16 protein-coding genes are annotated in these 18,558 nt (G+C 53.9%); 8 read left to right on the top strand and 8 right to left on the bottom strand.

The window, feature by feature from the left end; all coding sequences use genetic code 11:
• The first annotated feature begins 83 nt into the window (after window positions 1-83).
• Both RB298_RS11095 and RB298_RS11090 read left to right on the top strand, forming a co-directional pair.
• Window positions 84-1,823 (top strand): sensor histidine kinase, encoded by a 1,740-nt coding sequence (locus tag RB298_RS11095; RefSeq protein WP_486047068.1) that lies wholly within the window; start codon window positions 84-86, stop codon window positions 1,821-1,823.
• Window positions 1,820-3,442: a response regulator gene (locus RB298_RS11090; protein WP_486047067.1), complete on the top strand. Its 1,623-nt coding sequence runs from the start codon at window positions 1,820-1,822 to the stop codon at window positions 3,440-3,442. The genes RB298_RS11095 and RB298_RS11090 overlap by 4 nt, the downstream gene beginning before the upstream one ends.
• A gap of 144 nt (window positions 3,443-3,586) precedes the next feature.
• Here RB298_RS11090 and RB298_RS11085 read toward each other — a convergent pair whose 3' ends face one another.
• The 7 genes from RB298_RS11085 to RB298_RS11055 form a co-directional block, all read right to left on the bottom strand.
• Window positions 3,587-4,663 (bottom strand): Gfo/Idh/MocA family protein, encoded by a 1,077-nt coding sequence (locus RB298_RS11085; RefSeq protein ID WP_096773178.1) that lies wholly within the window; start codon window positions 4,661-4,663, stop codon window positions 3,587-3,589.
• A 215-nt stretch (window positions 4,664-4,878) separates the two neighbouring features.
• Complete coding sequence (gene rbsB, locus RB298_RS11080; protein WP_096773177.1) at window positions 4,879-5,796, bottom strand: ribose ABC transporter substrate-binding protein RbsB; 918 nt, start codon at window positions 5,794-5,796, stop codon at window positions 4,879-4,881.
• Window positions 5,797-5,811: 15 nt separating this feature from the next.
• Window positions 5,812-6,780: a ribose ABC transporter permease RbsC gene (gene rbsC, locus RB298_RS11075; protein ID WP_090912858.1), complete on the bottom strand. Its 969-nt coding sequence runs from the start codon at window positions 6,778-6,780 to the stop codon at window positions 5,812-5,814.
• Between the two features lies 1 nt (window position 6,781).
• Window positions 6,782-8,263, bottom strand: a complete 1,482-nt coding sequence (locus RB298_RS11070; RefSeq protein WP_192572534.1) for a sugar ABC transporter ATP-binding protein — start codon at window positions 8,261-8,263, stop codon at window positions 6,782-6,784.
• Window positions 8,264-8,278: 15 nt separating this feature from the next.
• Window positions 8,279-8,677, bottom strand: coding sequence for a D-ribose pyranase (rbsD, locus tag RB298_RS11065; protein WP_096773175.1), 399 nt, complete (start codon window positions 8,675-8,677; stop codon window positions 8,279-8,281).
• A gap of 2 nt (window positions 8,678-8,679) precedes the next feature.
• Window positions 8,680-9,558, bottom strand: a complete 879-nt coding sequence (rbsK, locus tag RB298_RS11060) for a ribokinase (protein WP_090912864.1) — start codon at window positions 9,556-9,558, stop codon at window positions 8,680-8,682.
• Window positions 9,558-10,541 (bottom strand): LacI family DNA-binding transcriptional regulator, encoded by a 984-nt coding sequence (locus tag RB298_RS11055; RefSeq protein ID WP_192572536.1) that lies wholly within the window; start codon window positions 10,539-10,541, stop codon window positions 9,558-9,560. The genes rbsK and RB298_RS11055 overlap by 1 nt, the downstream gene beginning before the upstream one ends.
• Before the next feature lie 234 nt (window positions 10,542-10,775).
• Here RB298_RS11055 and RB298_RS11050 point away from each other — a divergent pair, with 234 nt between their 5' ends.
• From RB298_RS11050 to RB298_RS11025, 6 genes are all read left to right on the top strand, one after another.
• On the top strand, window positions 10,776-11,756 hold the full coding sequence (locus tag RB298_RS11050; RefSeq protein WP_486047066.1) for a carbohydrate ABC transporter permease: 981 nt from the start codon (window positions 10,776-10,778) through the stop codon (window positions 11,754-11,756).
• Window positions 11,753-12,577: a carbohydrate ABC transporter permease gene (locus RB298_RS11045; RefSeq protein WP_009592559.1), complete on the top strand. Its 825-nt coding sequence runs from the start codon at window positions 11,753-11,755 to the stop codon at window positions 12,575-12,577. The genes RB298_RS11050 and RB298_RS11045 overlap by 4 nt, the downstream gene beginning before the upstream one ends.
• Window positions 12,578-12,709: 132 nt before the next feature.
• On the top strand, window positions 12,710-14,071 hold the full coding sequence (locus RB298_RS11040) for an ABC transporter substrate-binding protein (protein WP_486047065.1): 1,362 nt from the start codon (window positions 12,710-12,712) through the stop codon (window positions 14,069-14,071).
• A gap of 237 nt (window positions 14,072-14,308) precedes the next feature.
• Window positions 14,309-15,214 (top strand): arginase, encoded by a 906-nt coding sequence (rocF, locus tag RB298_RS11035; RefSeq protein WP_096773171.1) that lies wholly within the window; start codon window positions 14,309-14,311, stop codon window positions 15,212-15,214.
• Between the two features lie 104 nt (window positions 15,215-15,318).
• Window positions 15,319-16,509: an ornithine--oxo-acid transaminase gene (locus RB298_RS11030; RefSeq protein ID WP_486047064.1), complete on the top strand. Its 1,191-nt coding sequence runs from the start codon at window positions 15,319-15,321 to the stop codon at window positions 16,507-16,509.
• A gap of 312 nt (window positions 16,510-16,821) precedes the next feature.
• Window positions 16,822-17,727 carry a TIGR01777 family oxidoreductase gene (locus RB298_RS11025; protein WP_486047063.1) on the top strand — a complete coding sequence of 302 codons (906 nt, stop codon included), beginning with the start codon at window positions 16,822-16,824 and terminating at the stop codon, window positions 17,725-17,727.
• A gap of 72 nt (window positions 17,728-17,799) precedes the next feature.
• Here the strand turns inward: RB298_RS11025 and RB298_RS11020 are convergent, their stop codons facing one another.
• Window positions 17,800-18,390 carry a YdhK family protein gene (locus tag RB298_RS11020; RefSeq protein WP_486047062.1) on the bottom strand — a complete coding sequence of 197 codons (591 nt, stop codon included), beginning with the start codon at window positions 18,388-18,390 and terminating at the stop codon, window positions 17,800-17,802.
• Between the last annotated feature and the right edge of the window lie 168 nt (window positions 18,391-18,558).

Below are 18,558 nucleotides of genomic sequence, written 5' to 3'. Positions count from 1 at the left end.
TCGACGTTTCCATTTATAATATCCTTACCGATATAAAAACGCTTTCATAATATAGGCGAACTGAAAGGAATCACGGCATCCCTATGGTTAAAGCACTGAATAACAAGCCTTATCCCATCCGTCACTATGTGAAAATCATGCTCTTCATCTCGATCTTTGCCCTGGTGGTGGATCTGGTGATCAGCTTCGCTTCCATCTTCATCGTGAAGCAGCAATCCACCCGCTATTTGCAGGATACGGCGAATCTGTACATCCGGCAGATCAATCATGACTTCTCGTATATCAACCATTATATGGGCTGGACGCTCGCGAACGACGAAAGCGTCAAGATCATGGATACCCCCGGCACCGATTACGTGGATTACATTAAGTCGAGCGAAAGAGTGCATAAACGGTTTAATGAGCTTCAAAAAAACTATGGCCAGGAATACAACTTCTTCTTCTATTTAAAAGATCAGGATTTCTTCCAGAACTATGCCCCCATGTCCCTGTCGTATACGGAGTTCCAGGAACTGAAGGAACAGATTGTCTCCCTCACGGATTCCAAAAACGTATACGAAACGTTCTACTCGAACTGGAACCCGATCCTTGTGCAGGACACGCACTACGTCATCAACATCGTGCCCTATCACAACCGTTACTTGATCTGCCTCATCTCCGCAGACGATCTGGTCCGGCCGCTCCAGGAACTGGATTTGGGCGAGGACGGGTTCGTCTCTCTGGTGGATGCCCAAGGAGCCGCCCTTACGAGCCCAGGTGCCGGCGAGGCGGGGGCCAAGCCGCTTGAAGGAGCCAAGGCTTCCTTGTTCAGCCTGTCACAGCCGCGGACTACGGTCACTGAGGGATTCTCGAATGCCTCCTTCAACGTGCAGCTGGTCATCCAGTTCGGCGTGTTCGAGACCATCATGATCGCCCAGCTGCTTATTATGCTGCTGTTCGTGCTGCTCACTTGCACGCTCAGCGTGGTCATGCTGTATTTCAAGAAGAAGGTGTTGAAGCCGATCCAGAATTTCTCGGAAAACGTAAGGCGCATCCACGAGGATAGCGAAAATCTGGATTTCATGAGCAGCGAGATCATCGAGCTCGAGCAGGTGAACTCCCAATTCAAACACCTGATCGAACAGATCAAGAAGTTTAAAATCGATATTTACGAGCAGGAGCTCGAGAAGCAAAGAATCCAGCTCGATTATATGAAGCTGCAGATCAACCCCCATTTTTTCCTGAACTGCCTGACGAACATCTACAGCATGGCGCAAATGCAAATGTTTAAGGAAATCGAATATATGTCGCTGTCCACGTCCAAATATTTTCGTTACATCTTTCAGAGCGGCGATAACCTCGTGCGGCTTGAGGACGAAATCGAGCACGTCCGGATTTATCTGGAGATTCAGAAGCACCGCTACCGCGATGCCTTTTCTTATCATATCGGGCATGAACAAGAGCTTGCCGGCCTCACGATTCCCCCCCTGGTGCTCCAGACCTTTATTGAAAACGCGGTGAAATACGCCGTATCCAGAGATCAGGTGCTCCAAATTCGCCTGACCGTCAGTTTGCGGGTGGAGGACGATAAGACTTATGCGGTCATCCGGATCTCCGATACCGGTCCCGGCTTTCCGGAAGACGTATTGGATAAGCTGGCAAACGGCAAGCCGCTGGATCAAAGCGAAGGGAAACACATCGGGATCATGAACACCCTTCAGCGGCTGGAGCTGCTCTACCATCATCGGGCGCAGGTGGAATTTTCGAACCCGGAAGGCGGCGGTGCCAACGTCGCACTAACGCTGCCCCAGCCATTGCAGGAAAGGAGAGGAGACATTCGATGAATGTATTGCTGGTTGATGACGATTATTTTGTCGTGGCCGCGCTGGAGAAGAAGATTGATTGGAAGGCACTCTCGATCGAACAAGTCCATACCGCATACAGCGTGGCGCAGGCAAGGGAGATTCTGCAGAGTCATTCCGTTCAGATCCTCATTTGCGACATCGAAATGCCGCAGGGCAGCGGACTGGAGCTTCTCGCCTGGATACGCGAGGAACAATACGGCATACAGACGATTTTCCTGACCAATTACGCCGATTTCAACTATGCGCAGAAAGCGATTGAGCTGCAAAGCTTCGACTATTTCCTGAAGCCGATTGAATTCGATAAGCTCAGCCTCATCATCTCCAAGGCCGTGTACAAAGCTAAGGAACAGCAAAGCGATCAGGAAGCGATACAGGACGGGCAGCTGTGGAAGAAAAACCAAAGAAAGCTGCAAGAGCACTTCTGGAGCAAGCTGATCAAGGAAAAAAAAGCTTCGTCGGACCGGGCGGCCATCGCCGGGTATATCGCGGAGCAGAATCTGTCCTATGCGATGTCGGATTTGTTTCTCCCCCTGCTGATCACGATTTTTCCGTATGATCAAAGCTTGGGCAAAGAAGACAAGGACCTGTTTGATTACGCGTTTCTCAACGTGCTGTCGGAATTGTTCCAGGATCCGCTCTTTACGGTCGAGACCGTCATGGAGTATAGGGATTACGAATGGATGGTCATGCTGAAATGGAATCATCCTCCGGATACCGCGGTCATTGAATCCATCTGCACGTCCTTCATTGAGAAAGCCAACCGGTTCCTTCGGAGCGATGCGTGCTGCAACGTCTCGGTCTCGGCGGCTTTGGAGGGGATCAACAAATCCATACGGGACCTGCTGCAAATGAACGAGGACATGATCAAGAAGCGCAACCAGATCATGTTTCTGGAACGGCATTCGCTGCAAGAAGCCGCGTATAACCCTCCCCCGCTTCAAGACTGGGAGGCGCTGCTTGCCGAAAACAACCCGGCCGCCTTTCTCGAAGAAACTCGCCGGTACCTGCAGAATTTGGCCAAGAGCGGCGTCCACAGCGCTTCGGTGCTGCGTTTATTCCGCTTGGATATGGTGCAGCTCGTGTACTCCTACCTGAAGGGCAAAGAGATCCAGGCTCACAAGCTGTATACCGGCAAAACCAATGATCAGTTATTTCTGCAGTCGTTAAACTCGATTGAAGACATGGAAAAATACATGGCGTATCTCGTCCGCACGGCAGCCGAATATCAAGCCTACGCCGGCCATTCCCATACCGTGGTGGAGGAAATCAAGCATTATATCGGGTGCCATTACGGAGAGGAGCTGACGCGAACGACCCTGGCGGAAATCGTCTTTCTGAACCCGGATTATTTGGCCCGCGTCTTTAAGAAAGAAACGGGCGTATCTTTAGGCACTTATATCATTCAGGCCCGCATCCGGGCGGCCAAACATCTGTTGGAATCGACTCCGTTGTCCGTGTATCAGATTGCGGCGAAGGTCGGATACGCCAACTATTCCTACTTCTCGAAGCTGTTCAAGCAGGATACGGGCTGGGCGCCCAGCGACTACAGGCGGGTGCTGCAAGGCGGAGGCAGCGGGAAGGTGGATCACGCAAAATAACCGCAGCATGCACTGGCAATCCATGAAGAATTGGCAGGTAGACGAAGTCAACATAAAAAGTACCGCAGCCTCAAGCACAATCGCTTAGCGGCCGCGGTACTTTTTTTTAAGATATTCTTTCAATAAGTGCTGTCCTTCGTCAGGTTACGCAGGGTAAATGTCGAAATCCTTCAGCGTTTCGCCCGTTCTGGCGGATTCAAACACCGCTTCGATCAGGTTCAGGACGCGCAGCACTTCCTCGTTCTTCACGATCGGTTCTGCCTCGCCCCGGGTCACGGCCGCAAAGTTATCGAAGAAGCTGCTGGATTGACGGTACGGCTCCGGCAGGGCACCCGTAATGGTAGCTTCTTCGGAAGGAGGGGCCATCGTTTTGGTCAAGCCTACCCCGGCTTGAATCGGCTTCGGCTCCACTTTCGCGGCATCCTGATTCCGGGTAACGACTCTTCCGTTTAACGACCAGTCCTCAATAATGCCGGTTCCCTCGGTTCCTTTGACATACCAGCGTGGAAGCGTAATGAAATTCGTCGTTCCCACTTCGATCAGAACCGATACGCCGTTCTCGAATTCGATGACCGATTCAAAGCCGTCATCCACCTCATCGCCGAGAATAAAGCTCAAGCGGCTGCTCAGGCTGGTCATCCGGCTGTCCACCATGAACAGGATCTGGTCCAGCAAATGCACGCCCCAGTCCAGCAGCATGCCGCCGCCGTGGGCTTCCAGATGGCGCCAGTCGCCCGGAATGCCGTTCGCCCCGTGCACCCTGGATTCGATACGGAACAAATCGCCAATCGTCTTTTCGTTGTACATTTGCTTAATCGTCAGGAAGTCCTCGTCCCAGCGGCGGTTCTGGTGGACCATCAGCACCCGTCCGGCCGCATCGGCAGCGGAGACCATGTCCTTAAAGTCGCTTACGGACAATGTTACCGGCTTCTCGCAGATGACGTGCTTGCCGGCCGCAAACGCCTGAAGGGCCAGCTCCTTATGCACGTCGTTCGGCGTTGCAATGAGCACCACGTCAACCGCGGCATCGTTCAACACCTGCTCATAACTCTCGTAGGCAGCATACCCGTCCTCCCGGGACGCCTTCCTGCGCTCTTCCAGAATATCGTAGGTTCCGGTCACCTCAAGAAACGCGTTGTCCTTAATCAGCTTGGCATGGTAGCTGCCCATTCCGCCGTAGCCCACGATCACGATCGCTTGTTTTCTTTTTTCCGTCGTCATAGATACATAGCTCCTTTTTTACATCTAAGCAGTAAACGCATACACAACCATTATAATATCATATGCGAAATAACTGTTCTCTTTTACGATATTGTATTCCTGCTGCCATCGCAAGGCTGTGAGTTACATCGCAGTCCGGAATGGAATGAGCAGGATGGCAAAAAAAAGCGTTACCCTGCTTCTATCGCAGGGCAACGCTTCTTGATTTTCGCGAGTTATTCCTTCACGACCAGCTTCAGTGGTGCCGCGATATTCGCTTCCACCTCTTTGCCCTGCAGCACGTCCTTGGCTGCGCCGACGGCGAGCTGACCGATCAGTTCGGGCTGCTGGGCTACCGTTGCCGTCAGATTGCCGGCTTCGATGGACTTCAGCGCATCGTCGTTGCCGTCAAAGCCGATGACCATGATGTCTTTGCCCGAGCTTTGGATCGCTTCGATTGCGCCCAGGGCCATTTCGTCATTGTGGGCAAATATCGCTTTGGCGTCCGGATTGCCCTGCAGGAGATTTTCGGTCACGGTAAGACCTTTGGTCCGGTCAAAATCCGCCGCTTGCTTCGCTACCACGTTCAGCTGCTCATCCGCGATATCATGGAAGCCCTTGCCCCGTTCGCGGGTCGCGGAAGCGCCCGGAACGCCTTCGAGTTCAATGACCTTCGTATCTTTGCCCAACTGCTCCACGATATATTCGGCTGCCATTTGGCCACCCTTCACGTTATCCGAGGCGACCAGCGCAGCGACCTCGCCTTGATCCGCCGAACGGTCCAGCGTGATGACCGGAATGCCCAGGCTGTTCGCCGTTTGGACCACGGTCGAGATCGCGGACGAATCCGTCGGGTTAATCAGCAGTGCATTGACGCCCTGCTGAATCAGGTCGTCGACGTCATTGCTCTGCTTGGCTGAGTCGTTCTGCGCGTCAACGACAACGACCTCCATTCCCTGCTTCGCCGCTTCGGCGACGACGCCATCCTTCAAGGAGACGAAGAACGGGTTATTCAAGGTGGAGATGGAAAGACCGATCTTGATGTCTTTGACGTCCCCGCCGGCTTTGGGCTTCGCCCATTCCGGCGGCTCCAGGGAACAGCCCGTGATGAAGATCAGCATGAGTGATACGAGCAGCAAAGTTGTTTTTTTCATCGTTCATTCTCCCCCTTAAGCCGATTTCTTGCGGTCGAGCAGTACGGCAATCGCAATCACGACACCTTTGACAACCATTTGATAGAATGAGTTCACGCCGAGCAGGTTGAGCCCGTTGTTCAGAATTCCGATGATCAGCACCCCGATCAGCGTGCCGACAATTCGGCCGCGTCCGCCGGTCAGGCTTGTACCGCCCAGCACAACGGCTGCGATGGCATCCAATTCATAGGATGTACCCGCAGTCGGCTGCGCGGAATTCAAACGGGAGGTCAGAATCGCGCCCGCCAGCGCGGACAGCATCCCTGCCAGGGAATAAATCATAATCTTTACGCGCGGTACCTTAATGCCGGATACAAGCGATGCCTTTTCGTTACCGCCGATGGCATACGTTTTGCGGCCAAACGACGTTTTATGCAGGATGACCCACAGCACGGCAAACGTGATGATCATCGTAATGGCCGGCACGGGAATGCCCAGCAGGTATCCGCGGCCGAACAATTGGAATACAAGGCTGTCGCCAAGCCCGGTAATCGGATTACCGTTCGTATAAACCAGCGTAAGTCCCCGGAATATCGTCATGGTAGCCAAGGTGGCGATAAACGGCGCCATTTTCCCCTTGGTGATCATGAGACCGTTGATCATGCCCATCACGCCGCCAAGCGCAACGCCGATGATGATCGAGAGAATCGGGTCAAACCCGGCCACCATCATATTGGCGACAAATGCGCTGGAGAGCGCGAGAATCGAACCGACCGACAGGTCAATGCCGCCCGTCAAGATAACAAACGTCATACCGAAAGCAATCAATGCGTTAATCGATACCTGACGCAGCAGGTTCAGAATGTTAAGCGGTTCCAAGAAGCTTGGATTCAGGACGGAAACGATGACGATCAGAATGATCAGTCCGAGCAGCGGACCGAGCTTTTGCGTCAAACCTGAGACCTTGAACCCTTTTCCCGCCTTGGCATCGTTAATAGTTGTCATATTACTGTCCCCCTGTAGCTAGAGTCATGATGTGTTCCTGCGTGGCTTGTTCGCGGTCCAGTTCACCGGATATCTTACCCTCGTGAACGACGAGAATCCGGTCGCTCATCCCGAGCACCTCCGGCAGCTCCGACGAAACCATCAGAATCGCCACGCCGCGTTCGGTCAGCTCATTCATCAGCTGGTAAATTTCGCGCTTCGCTCCTACGTCCACGCCCCGGGTCGGCTCGTCCAGGATGAGCACGCTCGGCCCAATGCCGATCCATTTGGCGATAACCACCTTCTGCTGGTTACCCCCCGACAGATTGCGGGCGTGCGTTTCGGATGAATGGGTCTTGATCTGCAGCCGCTTCGTCAAGGTATCCACGAAATCCTGCTCCTTCTTCCCGGAGATGAATCCTCTGGAAGAGAAGCTGAACAGGTTGGGCAGCGCCATATTTTCACGGACTGAGAAATCCAGCACCAGTCCTTCATCCTTGCGGTCCTCCGTTATGAATCCAATGCCGTGTTTCACGGCATCATCCGGCTTCTTGATATGAACCTTTTTGCCGCGCACCCAGATTTCCCCGCTGTCCAGCGGGTCCAGCCCGAAGATCGCTCGCATCATCTCGGTGCGCCCCGCGCCCATCAAACCGGATACGCCTACGATCTCGCCGGCTCGGACCGAGAAGCTCACATTCTCGAACCGGCCCTTGCCGGTAATATTCTTCACTTCCAGCACCGGTTCGCCCGGAGACGGATGCCGTGCGGGATATCGCTCGGTCAGCTCCCGGCCGACCATCTTTTTGACGACTTCGTCAAAGTTGGTTTCGGGAATCGGCTTGGTGTCCACGGATTTGCCATCCCTCATAACCGTGATCCGGTCGCAGATCGTGAAGATCTCCTCCATGCGGTGGGAAATGTAAACGATGGATACGCCCTGCTTTTTCAACGAGCGGATGACGCCGAACAGCTTCTCGATTTCCCTTTCGGTCAGTGCCGCCGTGGGCTCGTCCATAATGATGACTTTCGCTTTGGTCATGAGCGCTTTGGCGATCTCAATCATCTGCTGCTGGCCGACGGAGCATTCCCCTGCCTCCTGCGTCAACGGTATCGTCACCGCCAATTTGCCGAACTGTTCCTTCGCAAGCGCCTTCATTTGTTTCATGTTGAGGAATCCCAGGCCGGATGTCATCTCCTTGCCGATAAACAAGTTATCCAGAACCGTCATCTCCGGCCAGATGTTGAGCTCCTGGTGGATGAAGGCGACGCCTCTCTCTTCGGCTTCCTTCGGGTTCGCAAAATAGGTTTCCTGACCGTCGATCAAGATCTTGCCCTCATCCCGGCTGTGAAGCCCGGTTAAAATATTCATCAGCGTCGATTTGCCCGCGCCGTTCTCTCCCATCAGGGCATGAACCTCTCCTTCCCGGAGATCAAAGTCCACGCCCGCCAGCACCCGGTTCGTGCCAAAGGATTTATGGATATTCGTCATCTGAATGTTCATGATGCTTCCTCCTCTTTAACCGAAATGAACGCCGGCCTGCAAAATGCAGTTCGCATAGGGCTTGGCTTCGCCTGTACGGATAACCGCCTTGGCGTTTCGAGTCCGTTCCTTGAACTGCTCGTGCGTGCAAGCCTCGATCTCGCAATCCTGAAATTGTTCCTCTATATCATGCAGTGTTTCCTTATTCTCCCGCTTCATTTCTTCAGCAATGACGATTTTTTCAACGACCATATCGTCGGCGATCGCCTCCACCACCTCCATAAAGCTCGGCGTCCCCAGCGTTAGCGCCAGGTCGATCTTCGGAACGCCTGGAGGAACCGGAAGGCCAACGTCCCCGACCACGATGGTATCGGTGTGCCCCAGATCCGCCAGCACTTTCGCGATGTGGCTGTTCAGCATGCCGTTCTTCTTCATGGTCAAAGGCTCCCTTCCACTTCGAGGCGCGACGGCATTCCGCCCTGCGCTCCGAACTTCATGACCGACAAGGAAGCGGCGCGGTTCGCGAATCTGAGGCTGTCGGTCAGGCTCATGCCCTCGGCCAGCGCCACGGCGAATGCGCCGTTGAATGTATCGCCGGCACCCGTCGTATCTACGGCTTCAACCTTGTAGCCCGGAACCACGACCTCTTGCATACCGTCAAAATAACGAACGCCCTTTTTCCCTTCCGTTACGATGAGTTTATTCGGATACCGGCGCAGCACGTCGCCGAGCGGCTCGTCATGAAACAGGATAGCGGCTTCATGTTCGTTTGGCGTAATGTATGCCGCCCGTTCTATAACGACGCTCGGCACCGGACGGGCAGGAGCGGGGTTCAGCATCAATGGCACCTGATACTTGGCGCATATCGCACTCACGTGCACCACCGTTTCTTCCGGAATCTCCTGCTGAATCAACACGATATCCGCCGCCTGGATTGCCTTTTCCGCCTGATCTACGTATTCCGGAGTGATCCGATCATTGGCAGCCTTCACCACCACGATGCTGTTGTCTCCCTCTGCCAAAATGATGTGCGCCGTGCCGCTTTCCATACCTGTAACCGGTTCCACATAATCCGTAAGAACACCATTCGACTGCAAATTGCTCAAAATCGTTTCGCCGAAGGAATCGTCACCGACGCAGCCAACCATCGTCACCTCTGCACCCAGCCTTGCCGCCGCGACGGCCTGGTTGGCTCCCTTCCCTCCGGGCACCGTCTTAAAGCTGTCGCCCAGCACCGTCTCTCCCGCGCCGGGGCGCTTGGCGGAGGTCACCACCAAGTCCATCGACGCGCTTCCGATTACCACGATTTTTGCCATCACGATTCCACCTTTCTCGTTGTCTGCCGCTCTATGAATTCTACCGAGAATTCGATATTGCTTTTCTCTATGCGCTGCCCTTCGATAAGTCCGATAAGCAATCTGGCCGCTTCCCGGCCCATTTCGTACGCCGGCTGATGAATCGTTGACAGCGGCGGGGCCAGCAGCCTGCTGAGCAGAATATCGTCAAATCCGATAATTTGTACGTCTTCCGGCACCCTTTTCCCCAGCCGAAACGCTTCCTTCACCACGGCGGATGCCATAATATCGTTACTCGCGATTATGCCATCCGTGTCCGGATATTCGCTGAACACTTTCTGGGCGAATTCTTCGGCATCGGTTAAAGAAAACGATGTCGTCTTCAGCACTTGGTACGCAGCCGCCTGTTGCTCCAGAACCTCGACAGCTCCTTCAAAACGTTCCTGTGCAGGCCGCACATCCGCCGGACCTTGAATTACCGTTATGGCTTTACTCCCTCGCCGTACGATTTCCTCAGCCGCTATTCTTCCTCCCTGACGGCCATCCGCGTACACGGAAGGGCGGTCCGACGAGGTGCGGTCGAGAAACACGACGGGAATGTTCAGTCCCGTATACATGTCGGCATCCGGATCGTTGGTCGATGATATGACGCCAACCACATTATTCTGGACAAACGTCTGAATGTACTCCATTTCCTTCTTCTTGCTCTCGTCGCTGTTTCCGAAGATCAATCGGTAATCATTCTCCTGCATCTCGTCCTCTACCCCGCGGGCAAGCTGCGGGAAATAAGGGTTCATGATGTCGGGAAGCAAAAGTCCTATCAATTTGGATTTCCTCTTGTATAAAGAACGCGCCACTTCATTCGGCGTGTAATTCAGCTCTCGAATGCTCTGTTCCACCTTGGACCTGGTGTCCTCATGCACGTAACCGTTTCCATTTAAAACCCGCGAAACCGTGGCTACGGATACGCCCGCCTGATTCGCCACATCCTTGATCGTTGCCATACCGTCATCACCTCATTCATGTGTAACCGGTTACAGGTATAAGATATCACATCTCTTTTCAACGTGCAAGCTTTTAGGGAATGGAATATTCTTGTACCGGCACTGGCAAGCTGGCCTTCAGCAACTGCCATGTCCTGCAATAAATTACGGTATTCTTACAAAACCCCTTACTGGATTTTACATCCGGCTCCTATACTCAAGGCTGTAAGGCCAAGCTGGAAAGTGAGGTAAAACATGATGATGGAAAAAGAATTCACGCTTCCTTCTCCGGGGCACTCTCTATCGCCGAACGTCAATGAGCCGGAGGTATCAACCGCGGCGAAACCCGTCTCGATCAAGAGAACAAGGCGCAGAGAAATTCTGCTCGCTTATGCATGTTTAGCGCCTTCGCTGCTCATATTCGGCCTGTTCTTATTCTACCCGCTGCTCAAGTCGGTTTATCTTAGCCTGTTCCTGACCGATCCGCAAGGCCGGGTAGCGGAATTCGTAGGATTCGACAACTTCAGGGAAATACTGGCCTCCGACATGTTCTATACAAGCTTTGGCAATACCCTGCTGTTCATCGTGCTGACGGTTCCGACCGGCATGGCGGCTGCGATTCTGCTGGCTGCCCTGACGCACAACAAACTCAAGGGCATGAAAATATTCCGCTTTATCTTCTCGCTTCCGATGGCCGTGTCCGTCGGTACCGGCTCGATGATCTGGATGATTCTATACCATCCGACCTTAGGCATACTGAATTATTTTCTGACGCTGCTCGGCACGCAGCCCGTCCAATGGCTGACCGATCCGAAATGGGCCATGATCTCCGTCGCGCTTATGACCGTCTGGATGAATCTTGGATTCAACTATATCCTGATGCTGAGCGGCATGCAGGGCGTGTCCGAGGATATCTATGACAGCACCAAGATTGACGGCTCCGGTCCGCTGAGAACGTTCTTCCGGATTACGATGCCGCTAATCTCCCCTACGTTATTCTTCACGTCCGTCGTATCGGTTATCGGTGCCTTCCAAGCATTCGGGCAAATCAACATCCTCACCAAAGGCGGTCCGATGAACAGCACCAACTTCATGGTATTCAACATCTACCAGGATGCCTTCGTCAATTTTCGCTTCGGCATCGGCAGCGCGCAGGCCCTCATCCTGTTTGCCATCATTCTGCTGCTGACCGTCTTTCAATTTAAATTCGTCGAGAAGAAGGTGCACTACCAATGAACATGCGTCTCATGCCCAAAAGCTTCATCTACATCGCGCTGCTTCTCGGTTCGTTGGCCGTTCTTTTCCCGCTCCTATATACCTTGTCGACATCGCTGATGAGCGAGGCCGAATCGGCCGTCTATCCGCCGCCTCTGCTTCCCGAAGCCGTCAATCTGTCCAACTTCGCCAAGGTGATCGATACGATTCCTGTCCTTACCTTTATCGGAAACAGCCTGGTTGTCTCCATTGCCATCATGCTCGGACAGATCGTGACCGCAAGTCTGGCGGCATACGCTTTCGCCTTCCTGCGATTTCCGGGAAAAACGCTGCTGTTCAGCCTCTTTCTCGCCACGATGATGATCCCGTGGGAGGTGATCATGATTCCGAATTACTTGACGGTCAAAAGCCTGAACTGGCTGGACACCTATCAAGGGCTCATCATTCCATTTCTGGCCACGGCCTTCGGAACCTTCCTGCTCAGGCAGACCTTCCTGCAGCTGCCGAAGGAGCTGTTTGAAGCAGCCCGCGTGGACGGCTGCGGACATGTCCGCGTTTTCCTGAGCATGGTGTTGCCGTTATCCATCCCCGGAATCGCCACGCTGGGGGTCTACTCGTTCCTGAATAATTGGAACATGTACCTGTGGCCGCTTCTGACAACCAACCGGGTCGAGATGCGAACCGTCCAAATCGGGATCGGCATGCTGCAGTTCGAAGAGATGAACTCATGGAATCTGATACTCTCCGGCGTGCTCCTGCTGCTGCTGCCTTCCCTGCTGCTGCTTGCGCTCGGGCTGAAACCCCTTGTGCGCGGCATCACCGCAGGTGCTTTGAAGGGCTAATGGCCACGATGCCGACCCAGTAGACCATATTGGATCAGCCTTGCGTGCCGGTTATCGATATCAAACGGGCTCACGCAATTTCTGATAGATCAAACCATACTTTATTTTCAAAAAGGGAGAGATTAACCGATCATGAAACGTTATGGTAAAAGGTCCTTCGCGCTGCTTCTGCTTTCCTGCTTCATGCTGATCAGCGCCGCTTGCAGCAATACGCCAGCCACCGGAGAAACGACCGTTGCCGCCGGCAGCGAACCTGCCAAGGAACCTGTTAAGGTCGTTTGGTGGCATTCCATGAGCGGCGAGCTCGGAACCGTTGCGGACAAGCTGATTTCCGATTTTAACGCAGCCCACCAGGATATTCAGGTAGAGGGCGTGTTTCAAGGCACGTACGATGAAAGCTTGAACAAGCTGAAGGCTTCGTTGGGATCGAACAGCGGACCGACCATGATTCAGGTGTACGAAATCGGCAGCCGTTTCATGATGGACACCAAGGCGATCCGTCCGGTTCAAGACTTCATGGATGCTGAAGCATACGACATTTCCTCCTTGGAACCGAATATCAAAAATTATTATACATTCGACGACAAATTGTATTCGATGCCGTTCAACTCCTCCAACCCGATCCTTTACTACAACAAAGATGCCTTTAAAGCGGCAGGTCTGGATCCGGAAAATCCTCCAAAAACCTACGAAGAGGTAGCGAAAGCGGCTAAAGCGCTAACGAAAGGCGGCCAAACCGGCGCATCCTTCGCAATATACGGCTGGTTCATGGAGCAATTCCTTGCGAACCAAGGCGTTGAGCTGCTGAACAACGGCAACGGCCGCACTTCTCCGGCAACCGCTTCGCAAGTCAACAACGCCGCTGCCGTGAAAACGCTGGAATGGTGGAAGCAAATGCTGGACGATAAAGTCCTGCTGAACCTGGGACGTAAAACGGATGACACCAAAAAAGCCTTTGCAGCCGGCCAAGTCGCCATGACGCTGGACTCCACGGCTTCGCTCCGGGGAATCGTCAGCGCAACGGAAGGCAAATTCGAAGTCGGCACGGCTTTCCTGCCCAAACCGGCTGACGGCGGCGAAGGCGGCGTTATCATCGGCGGTGCAAGCCTGTGGCTGATGAACAACAAATCGGAAGAAGAGCAGCAGGCCGCCTGGGAATTCATGAAGTATTTGGCCGAGCCGCAAACCCAAGCCTACTGGCATGTCAACACGGGTTACTTCCCGGTCACGACCAAAGCTTACGAAGAATCCCTGGTAAAAGAAAACCTGGAGAAATATCCTCAATTCCAGACGGCGGTGGATCAACTGCATCAAACGACCGCCAACCTGGCAACGCAGGGCGCTGTCATGGGCGTGTTCCCTGAGGCCCGCCAGCTGACGGAAACGGCCATCGAGGAAGTGCTGAACGGTCAGAAAACACCGCAGGAAGCATTGGATAAAGCTGCCCAGGAGATCAGCTCCAAGATCGAGACCTATAATAAAACGGTAAAATAAACGTCGGGCATGCGGCGTAAGCATGCGATAAAACCTAATTCGAATTGCAGTCATTTCATTAACACCCTTTATGCTGCCTCATGGGGCCCTCTGCGGTCACCTCGTGAATCATGCATAAAGGGGATTTTTTTGTTCGATCCAAAACTTTCCATATTTGATCAGCTTGTATAGGACTTTGCCCAAGTCACTCAGCCCGGCTCCGGAATACACTGTTACAAAGTGGAGGTGAGCAAAGTGATGAACAATCTTCCGTCCACCGTATCGATCATCCCGGTGCCCTTCGACCGGGGAGCTACCCGCCGCGGCGCCGGACAGGGACCGGACGCCATATTCGAAGCCGGTCTGAAACGCAAGCTTAACGCGCTCGGTGTAACTTACCAGGTCGATGACCCTGCTGCGCTCCCCGAGCGCAAGGATGAAGCGCATCATCCCCGATTAAAACATTTGACAGAAGTCGTGACGATGAACGAGCAGCTGGCAGCACGCGTATCCGCCCTGGCAGTAGCGGGCACCTTCCCACTTGTGCTCGGCGGCGACCATAGCATAGCCATCGGCACGCTCGCCGGACTTACCCGGCATTACCGCAACTTGGGCGTCATCTGGATCGATGCCCATTCCGATCTCAATACGCCGGATACTACCCCGACCGGCAATATCCATGGCATGTCCCTGGCTGTCAGCTTGGGAAAAGGCGATCGGCGGCTAACCTCGATCGGCGGCGTTAAATCAACCATTAAGCCGGAGCATGTCGTGCTCATCGGCGCGCGCTCACTTGATCAGGGCGAGCGGGACTTCATCCGCCGGGAAGGCATCGCCTGCTTCACGATGCAGGATATCGACCGCATGGGCATGTTCCGGGTCATGGAGGAAGCCATCCGCATATCGTCAACTGGAACGGATGGCGTTCATCTTTCCTTTGATATTGACAGTGTCGATCCGAAGATCGCACCGGGAACAGGAACGCCGGTTCAAGGCGGGCTCAGCTACCGGGAAGCGCACCTGGCCATGGAGATGCTGTCGGAATCCGGTATTCTGACGTCAGCCGAATTCGTGGAGAACAACCCGCTGCTGGACCGCGGGCAGAAGACGTCCCGGCTGCTTGTCGGTTTAATCGCCTCCATGCTGGGCGAAAGCATCTTATGACATTTTCATGACATGGCATCACGCTTGATTATGAGAGGCCTCTTCCGCGGGCATGCTCTATTTTCCGCGTTGCGGTTTCTTTAGACTCCCAAGGAGGTTACGCCATGGACGCTCCCGACCCTTATATCGAGAAAGCCGAAAGGTACGGCGCGAGAAACTACCACCCTCTTCCCATCGTCATCGCTTCAGCTGAAGGCATTCATGTGACGGATTCGGACGGCAAACGGTATATCGATATGTTAAGCGCCTACTCGGCACTTAACGCAGGTCATTGTCATCCCCGCATCATCCGGGCCTTAAAGGAACAGGCGGATCGGGTGACCCTGACCTCGCGCGCATTTCATCATGATCAACTAGGCGATTTTTACGAGAAGCTGTCCGCTATAACCGGCAAAGGGATGATTCTTCCCATGAATACGGGAGCCGAGGCGGTTGAGACCGCGCTTAAGGCAGCGCGTCGCTATGCTTACCGGAAGAAAGGTATTCCGGCAGATCAGGCTGAAATCATCGTCTGCGAGGGCAATTTCCACGGCCGTACGATCACGGTAACCTCCTTCTCCTCATCTCGCGAATACCGCGAGGACTTCGGTCCGTTTACGCCGGGATTCAAAGTCATTCCCTATGGCGACCTTGAGGCGCTGGAGCAGGCGATTTCGCCGAATACGGCCGCTTTTCTCGTGGAGCCGATCCAAGGCGAATCCGGCATCGTCATTCCTCCTGACGGATACCTTAGCGGGGCACTGGAGCTGTGCAGGAAGCACGACATCCTCATGCTAGCGGACGAAATCCAGACCGGCTTCGGCAGGACGGGCAAACGCTTTGCCTGCGACTGGGAGGAGGTCGAGCCGGACATGTACATTCTTGGAAAAGCGCTGGGCGGCGGCGTCTTTCCCGTCTCCGCCGTGGCGGCGGACGCGGATATTCTGGATGTATTCGAGCCGGGTTCCCACGGCTCCACCTTCGGCGGAAATCCGCTCGGCTGCGCGGTGGCCATCGCCTCCATGGACGTGTTCATTGAGGAAGGGCTGGAGGTTCGCTCCCTGGAGCTCGGCGAATATTTTTTCCGGCTGCTTCGATCCATCCCGCATCCCGATATCCTGGAGGTGCGCGGCAGAGGTCTATTCATCGGCATGGAGCTCAAGGTCCCGGCCAGACCCTATTGCGAGAAACTGAAAGATCTCGGCCTGCTCTGCAAAGAAACCCATGAAGCCATTATCCGCTTCGCCCCTCCGCTCATCATCACCAAAGCGGAACTGGATCAGGCGGCGGCGATCGTAAGGCAGGCGTTTGCGTGATAAATCGATACCGGCTTGCACTTGCGCAAAAAACAGTTTGTTCACCCCCTGGCTCCAAGGCATGGGGTGCGGCAAACTGTTTTTTTCGGTTTCTTTCCGCTCCTAATCAGGCAAAAGCTGAAGCGTTGACTGAAATATCATATACGGTGCCATGCCGCATTTCCTGTATAATGGGTTGTATAATATTGGATTTGCGATTCTGACAAGAAACGTATCGTTATTCCCTTCTCGGCTCATTTCAGCGTTTGACGGGTAATGATTCCCAGCCATGCTTTATCGGGGTTGATGATAACTTAACAAGGAGGCTCACTCATGAGAATAGCCATCTGCGGGGGCACCGGCTTCATTGGCCAAGCATTGTGCAAGCGCTGGCTGCGCGACGGACATGACATGATCATCGTCACCAGGTCGAAGCCGGAGCTCCCCGCTGTGCAGCAGAACGGGTCATTCTCCTACTTAACCTGGGATGAGATGAAATCCCATCCGGAGCGGTTCGAGCGCTTGGACGCACTCGTTAACCTTGCCGGCTCCTCCCTGAGCCAGCGCTGGACGCAAGCAGGCAAGAAGAGAATTCTTCAGTCCCGGCAACGAACCGTATCTGCCGTAGCGGACCTGATGCAGCGCCTGGAGCACAAACCTCCGGTCATTCTTCAAGCATCGGCAATGGCCATATACGGCACATCCGAGTTTGAAGCTTTTGATGAGGACAGTCCGGCCACGATCATGGATTTCCCGTCCGAGGTTGTGCAGCAATGGGAGCAGGCAGCCGATTGCATTCCGGTCGACCGGTTAATCAAGCTGCGCATCAGCGTCGTGCTGGGCGATCAAGGCGGTGCCCTCCCCAAAATGCTGCTGCCGTATAAATTGGGGGTCGGCGGCAACATCGGCAGCGGCAAGCAATGGCTCTCCTGGATCCATATCGACGACATCGTGGAATTAATCGATTATTGCATCCGGCACGAAGGCATTTCCGGAGCCGTGAACGCCGCTTCCCCGCATGCGGTCACGAACGAGGAATTTGGCCGTAGCGTCTCCAAGGTCTATCGCCGTCCGCATTGGCTGCCCCTGCCTGCATTCATGCTCCAAGGCATCCTGGGCGAAATGTCGCTTATTCTGTTAAAGGGCCAGCGAATCCTTCCGGCCAAAGCCCAGCGCCACGGCTTCAAGTTCCAATATCCGGAATTGACGGCCGCCTTGCAGCAGATCAAAGGAAGCTGAATCACCCTCCTTGAGCATTAAAAACAATCGCTCTCTTGATCTCAAGAGAGCGATTGTTTTATTCGATGAACGTTATTGGACCGGAGATAACTCACTCTCCGTGACCCATTTGTGGTTCTTGACTTCCTCTCCGGATGTTGACGTGAAGTCCACCATATAGACCGTCGTACGCTCGGCGGAATCGATAACGGCCGTCGCACCGTTCATCCCCTCTATATGATCCGCATTCACGACGGCTTTCGCTCCCGGCTCCAGGGGCTCCTTACCCGCATCCTTGAGCTCTTCATGAATGACCCATTTATGATCCTTCACTTCGGGCCCGCCGTTCGTCGGCGTATACGATATCGTGTACACCGTCGTATCGTAAGCTCCGACTATCGTTGCTTGGGCCCCCTTCATCCCGGGCATGTGGTCGGATTCGATGATCGCTTGGGTCCCGGCCGCATAGGCAGGATTGTCCGCCGTCTTCAACCCTTCCGGAACCTCGCTCGATCCGGAATGGTTCATGCTGCCGTGATCCATGCCTTCCATGCCGCCGGTAGTATCCACGCTCTCCGCTTGATCCGGATTCGCGCCTTCCGTATTTCCGCAGGCGCCCAGCACGAGGATGAGGGATGCGAAGGCAACCAGAATAAGCGGCTTTAATCGTTTTTTTGCTGACATATGACGAACTCCTCTCTTATAGTGAATATTCATAGCATAACAGCGACTTGTGAAGAACTTATGTAGCTGTCTATGCATTACATCACTATACCCATTTTTTCTTTATATCTTATCTTGTGATATATAATAGAGAGACAACCCAAGATACATCCAACCTATATTAAAGGC

The organism is Priestia sp. BR_2 (assembly GCF_041954005.1).
Taxonomy (GTDB): Bacteria; Bacillota; Bacilli; order Paenibacillales; family Paenibacillaceae; genus Paenibacillus_AQ; species Paenibacillus_AQ lautus_A.
Note: the sequence above shows the minus strand (reverse complement) of the source record. Positions and strands in the feature narration are given on the sequence as shown.

What these genes read in the sequence shown, in the direction of transcription:
- RB298_RS11090 (WP_486047067.1), top strand. Translation starts at nt 1,820, where the DNA reads ATGAATGTATTGCTGGTTGATGACGATTATTTTGTCGTGGCCGCGCTG.
- rbsD (WP_096773175.1), bottom strand. Translation starts at nt 8,677, where the DNA reads ATGAAGAAGAACGGCATGCTGAACAGCCACATCGCGAAAGTGCTGGCG.
- RB298_RS11085 (WP_096773178.1), bottom strand. Translation starts at nt 4,663, where the DNA reads ATGACGACGGAAAAAAGAAAACAAGCGATCGTGATCGTGGGCTACGGC.
- RB298_RS11040 (WP_486047065.1), top strand. Translation starts at nt 12,710, where the DNA reads ATGAAACGTTATGGTAAAAGGTCCTTCGCGCTGCTTCTGCTTTCCTGC.
- RB298_RS11050 (WP_486047066.1), top strand. Translation starts at nt 10,776, where the DNA reads ATGATGATGGAAAAAGAATTCACGCTTCCTTCTCCGGGGCACTCTCTA.
- RB298_RS11020 (WP_486047062.1), bottom strand. Translation starts at nt 18,390, where the DNA reads ATGTCAGCAAAAAAACGATTAAAGCCGCTTATTCTGGTTGCCTTCGCA.
- rocF (WP_096773171.1), top strand. Translation starts at nt 14,309, where the DNA reads ATGAACAATCTTCCGTCCACCGTATCGATCATCCCGGTGCCCTTCGAC.
- RB298_RS11025 (WP_486047063.1), top strand. Translation starts at nt 16,822, where the DNA reads ATGAGAATAGCCATCTGCGGGGGCACCGGCTTCATTGGCCAAGCATTG.
- RB298_RS11030 (WP_486047064.1), top strand. Translation starts at nt 15,319, where the DNA reads ATGGACGCTCCCGACCCTTATATCGAGAAAGCCGAAAGGTACGGCGCG.
- RB298_RS11055 (WP_192572536.1), bottom strand. Translation starts at nt 10,541, where the DNA reads ATGGCAACGATCAAGGATGTGGCGAATCAGGCGGGCGTATCCGTAGCC.
- RB298_RS11095 (WP_486047068.1), top strand. Translation starts at nt 84, where the DNA reads ATGGTTAAAGCACTGAATAACAAGCCTTATCCCATCCGTCACTATGTG.
- RB298_RS11045 (WP_009592559.1), top strand. Translation starts at nt 11,753, where the DNA reads ATGAACATGCGTCTCATGCCCAAAAGCTTCATCTACATCGCGCTGCTT.
- rbsC (WP_090912858.1), bottom strand. Translation starts at nt 6,780, where the DNA reads ATGACAACTATTAACGATGCCAAGGCGGGAAAAGGGTTCAAGGTCTCA.
- rbsB (WP_096773177.1), bottom strand. Translation starts at nt 5,796, where the DNA reads ATGAAAAAAACAACTTTGCTGCTCGTATCACTCATGCTGATCTTCATC.
- RB298_RS11070 (WP_192572534.1), bottom strand. Translation starts at nt 8,263, where the DNA reads ATGAACATTCAGATGACGAATATCCATAAATCCTTTGGCACGAACCGG.
- rbsK (WP_090912864.1), bottom strand. Translation starts at nt 9,558, where the DNA reads ATGGCAAAAATCGTGGTAATCGGAAGCGCGTCGATGGACTTGGTGGTG.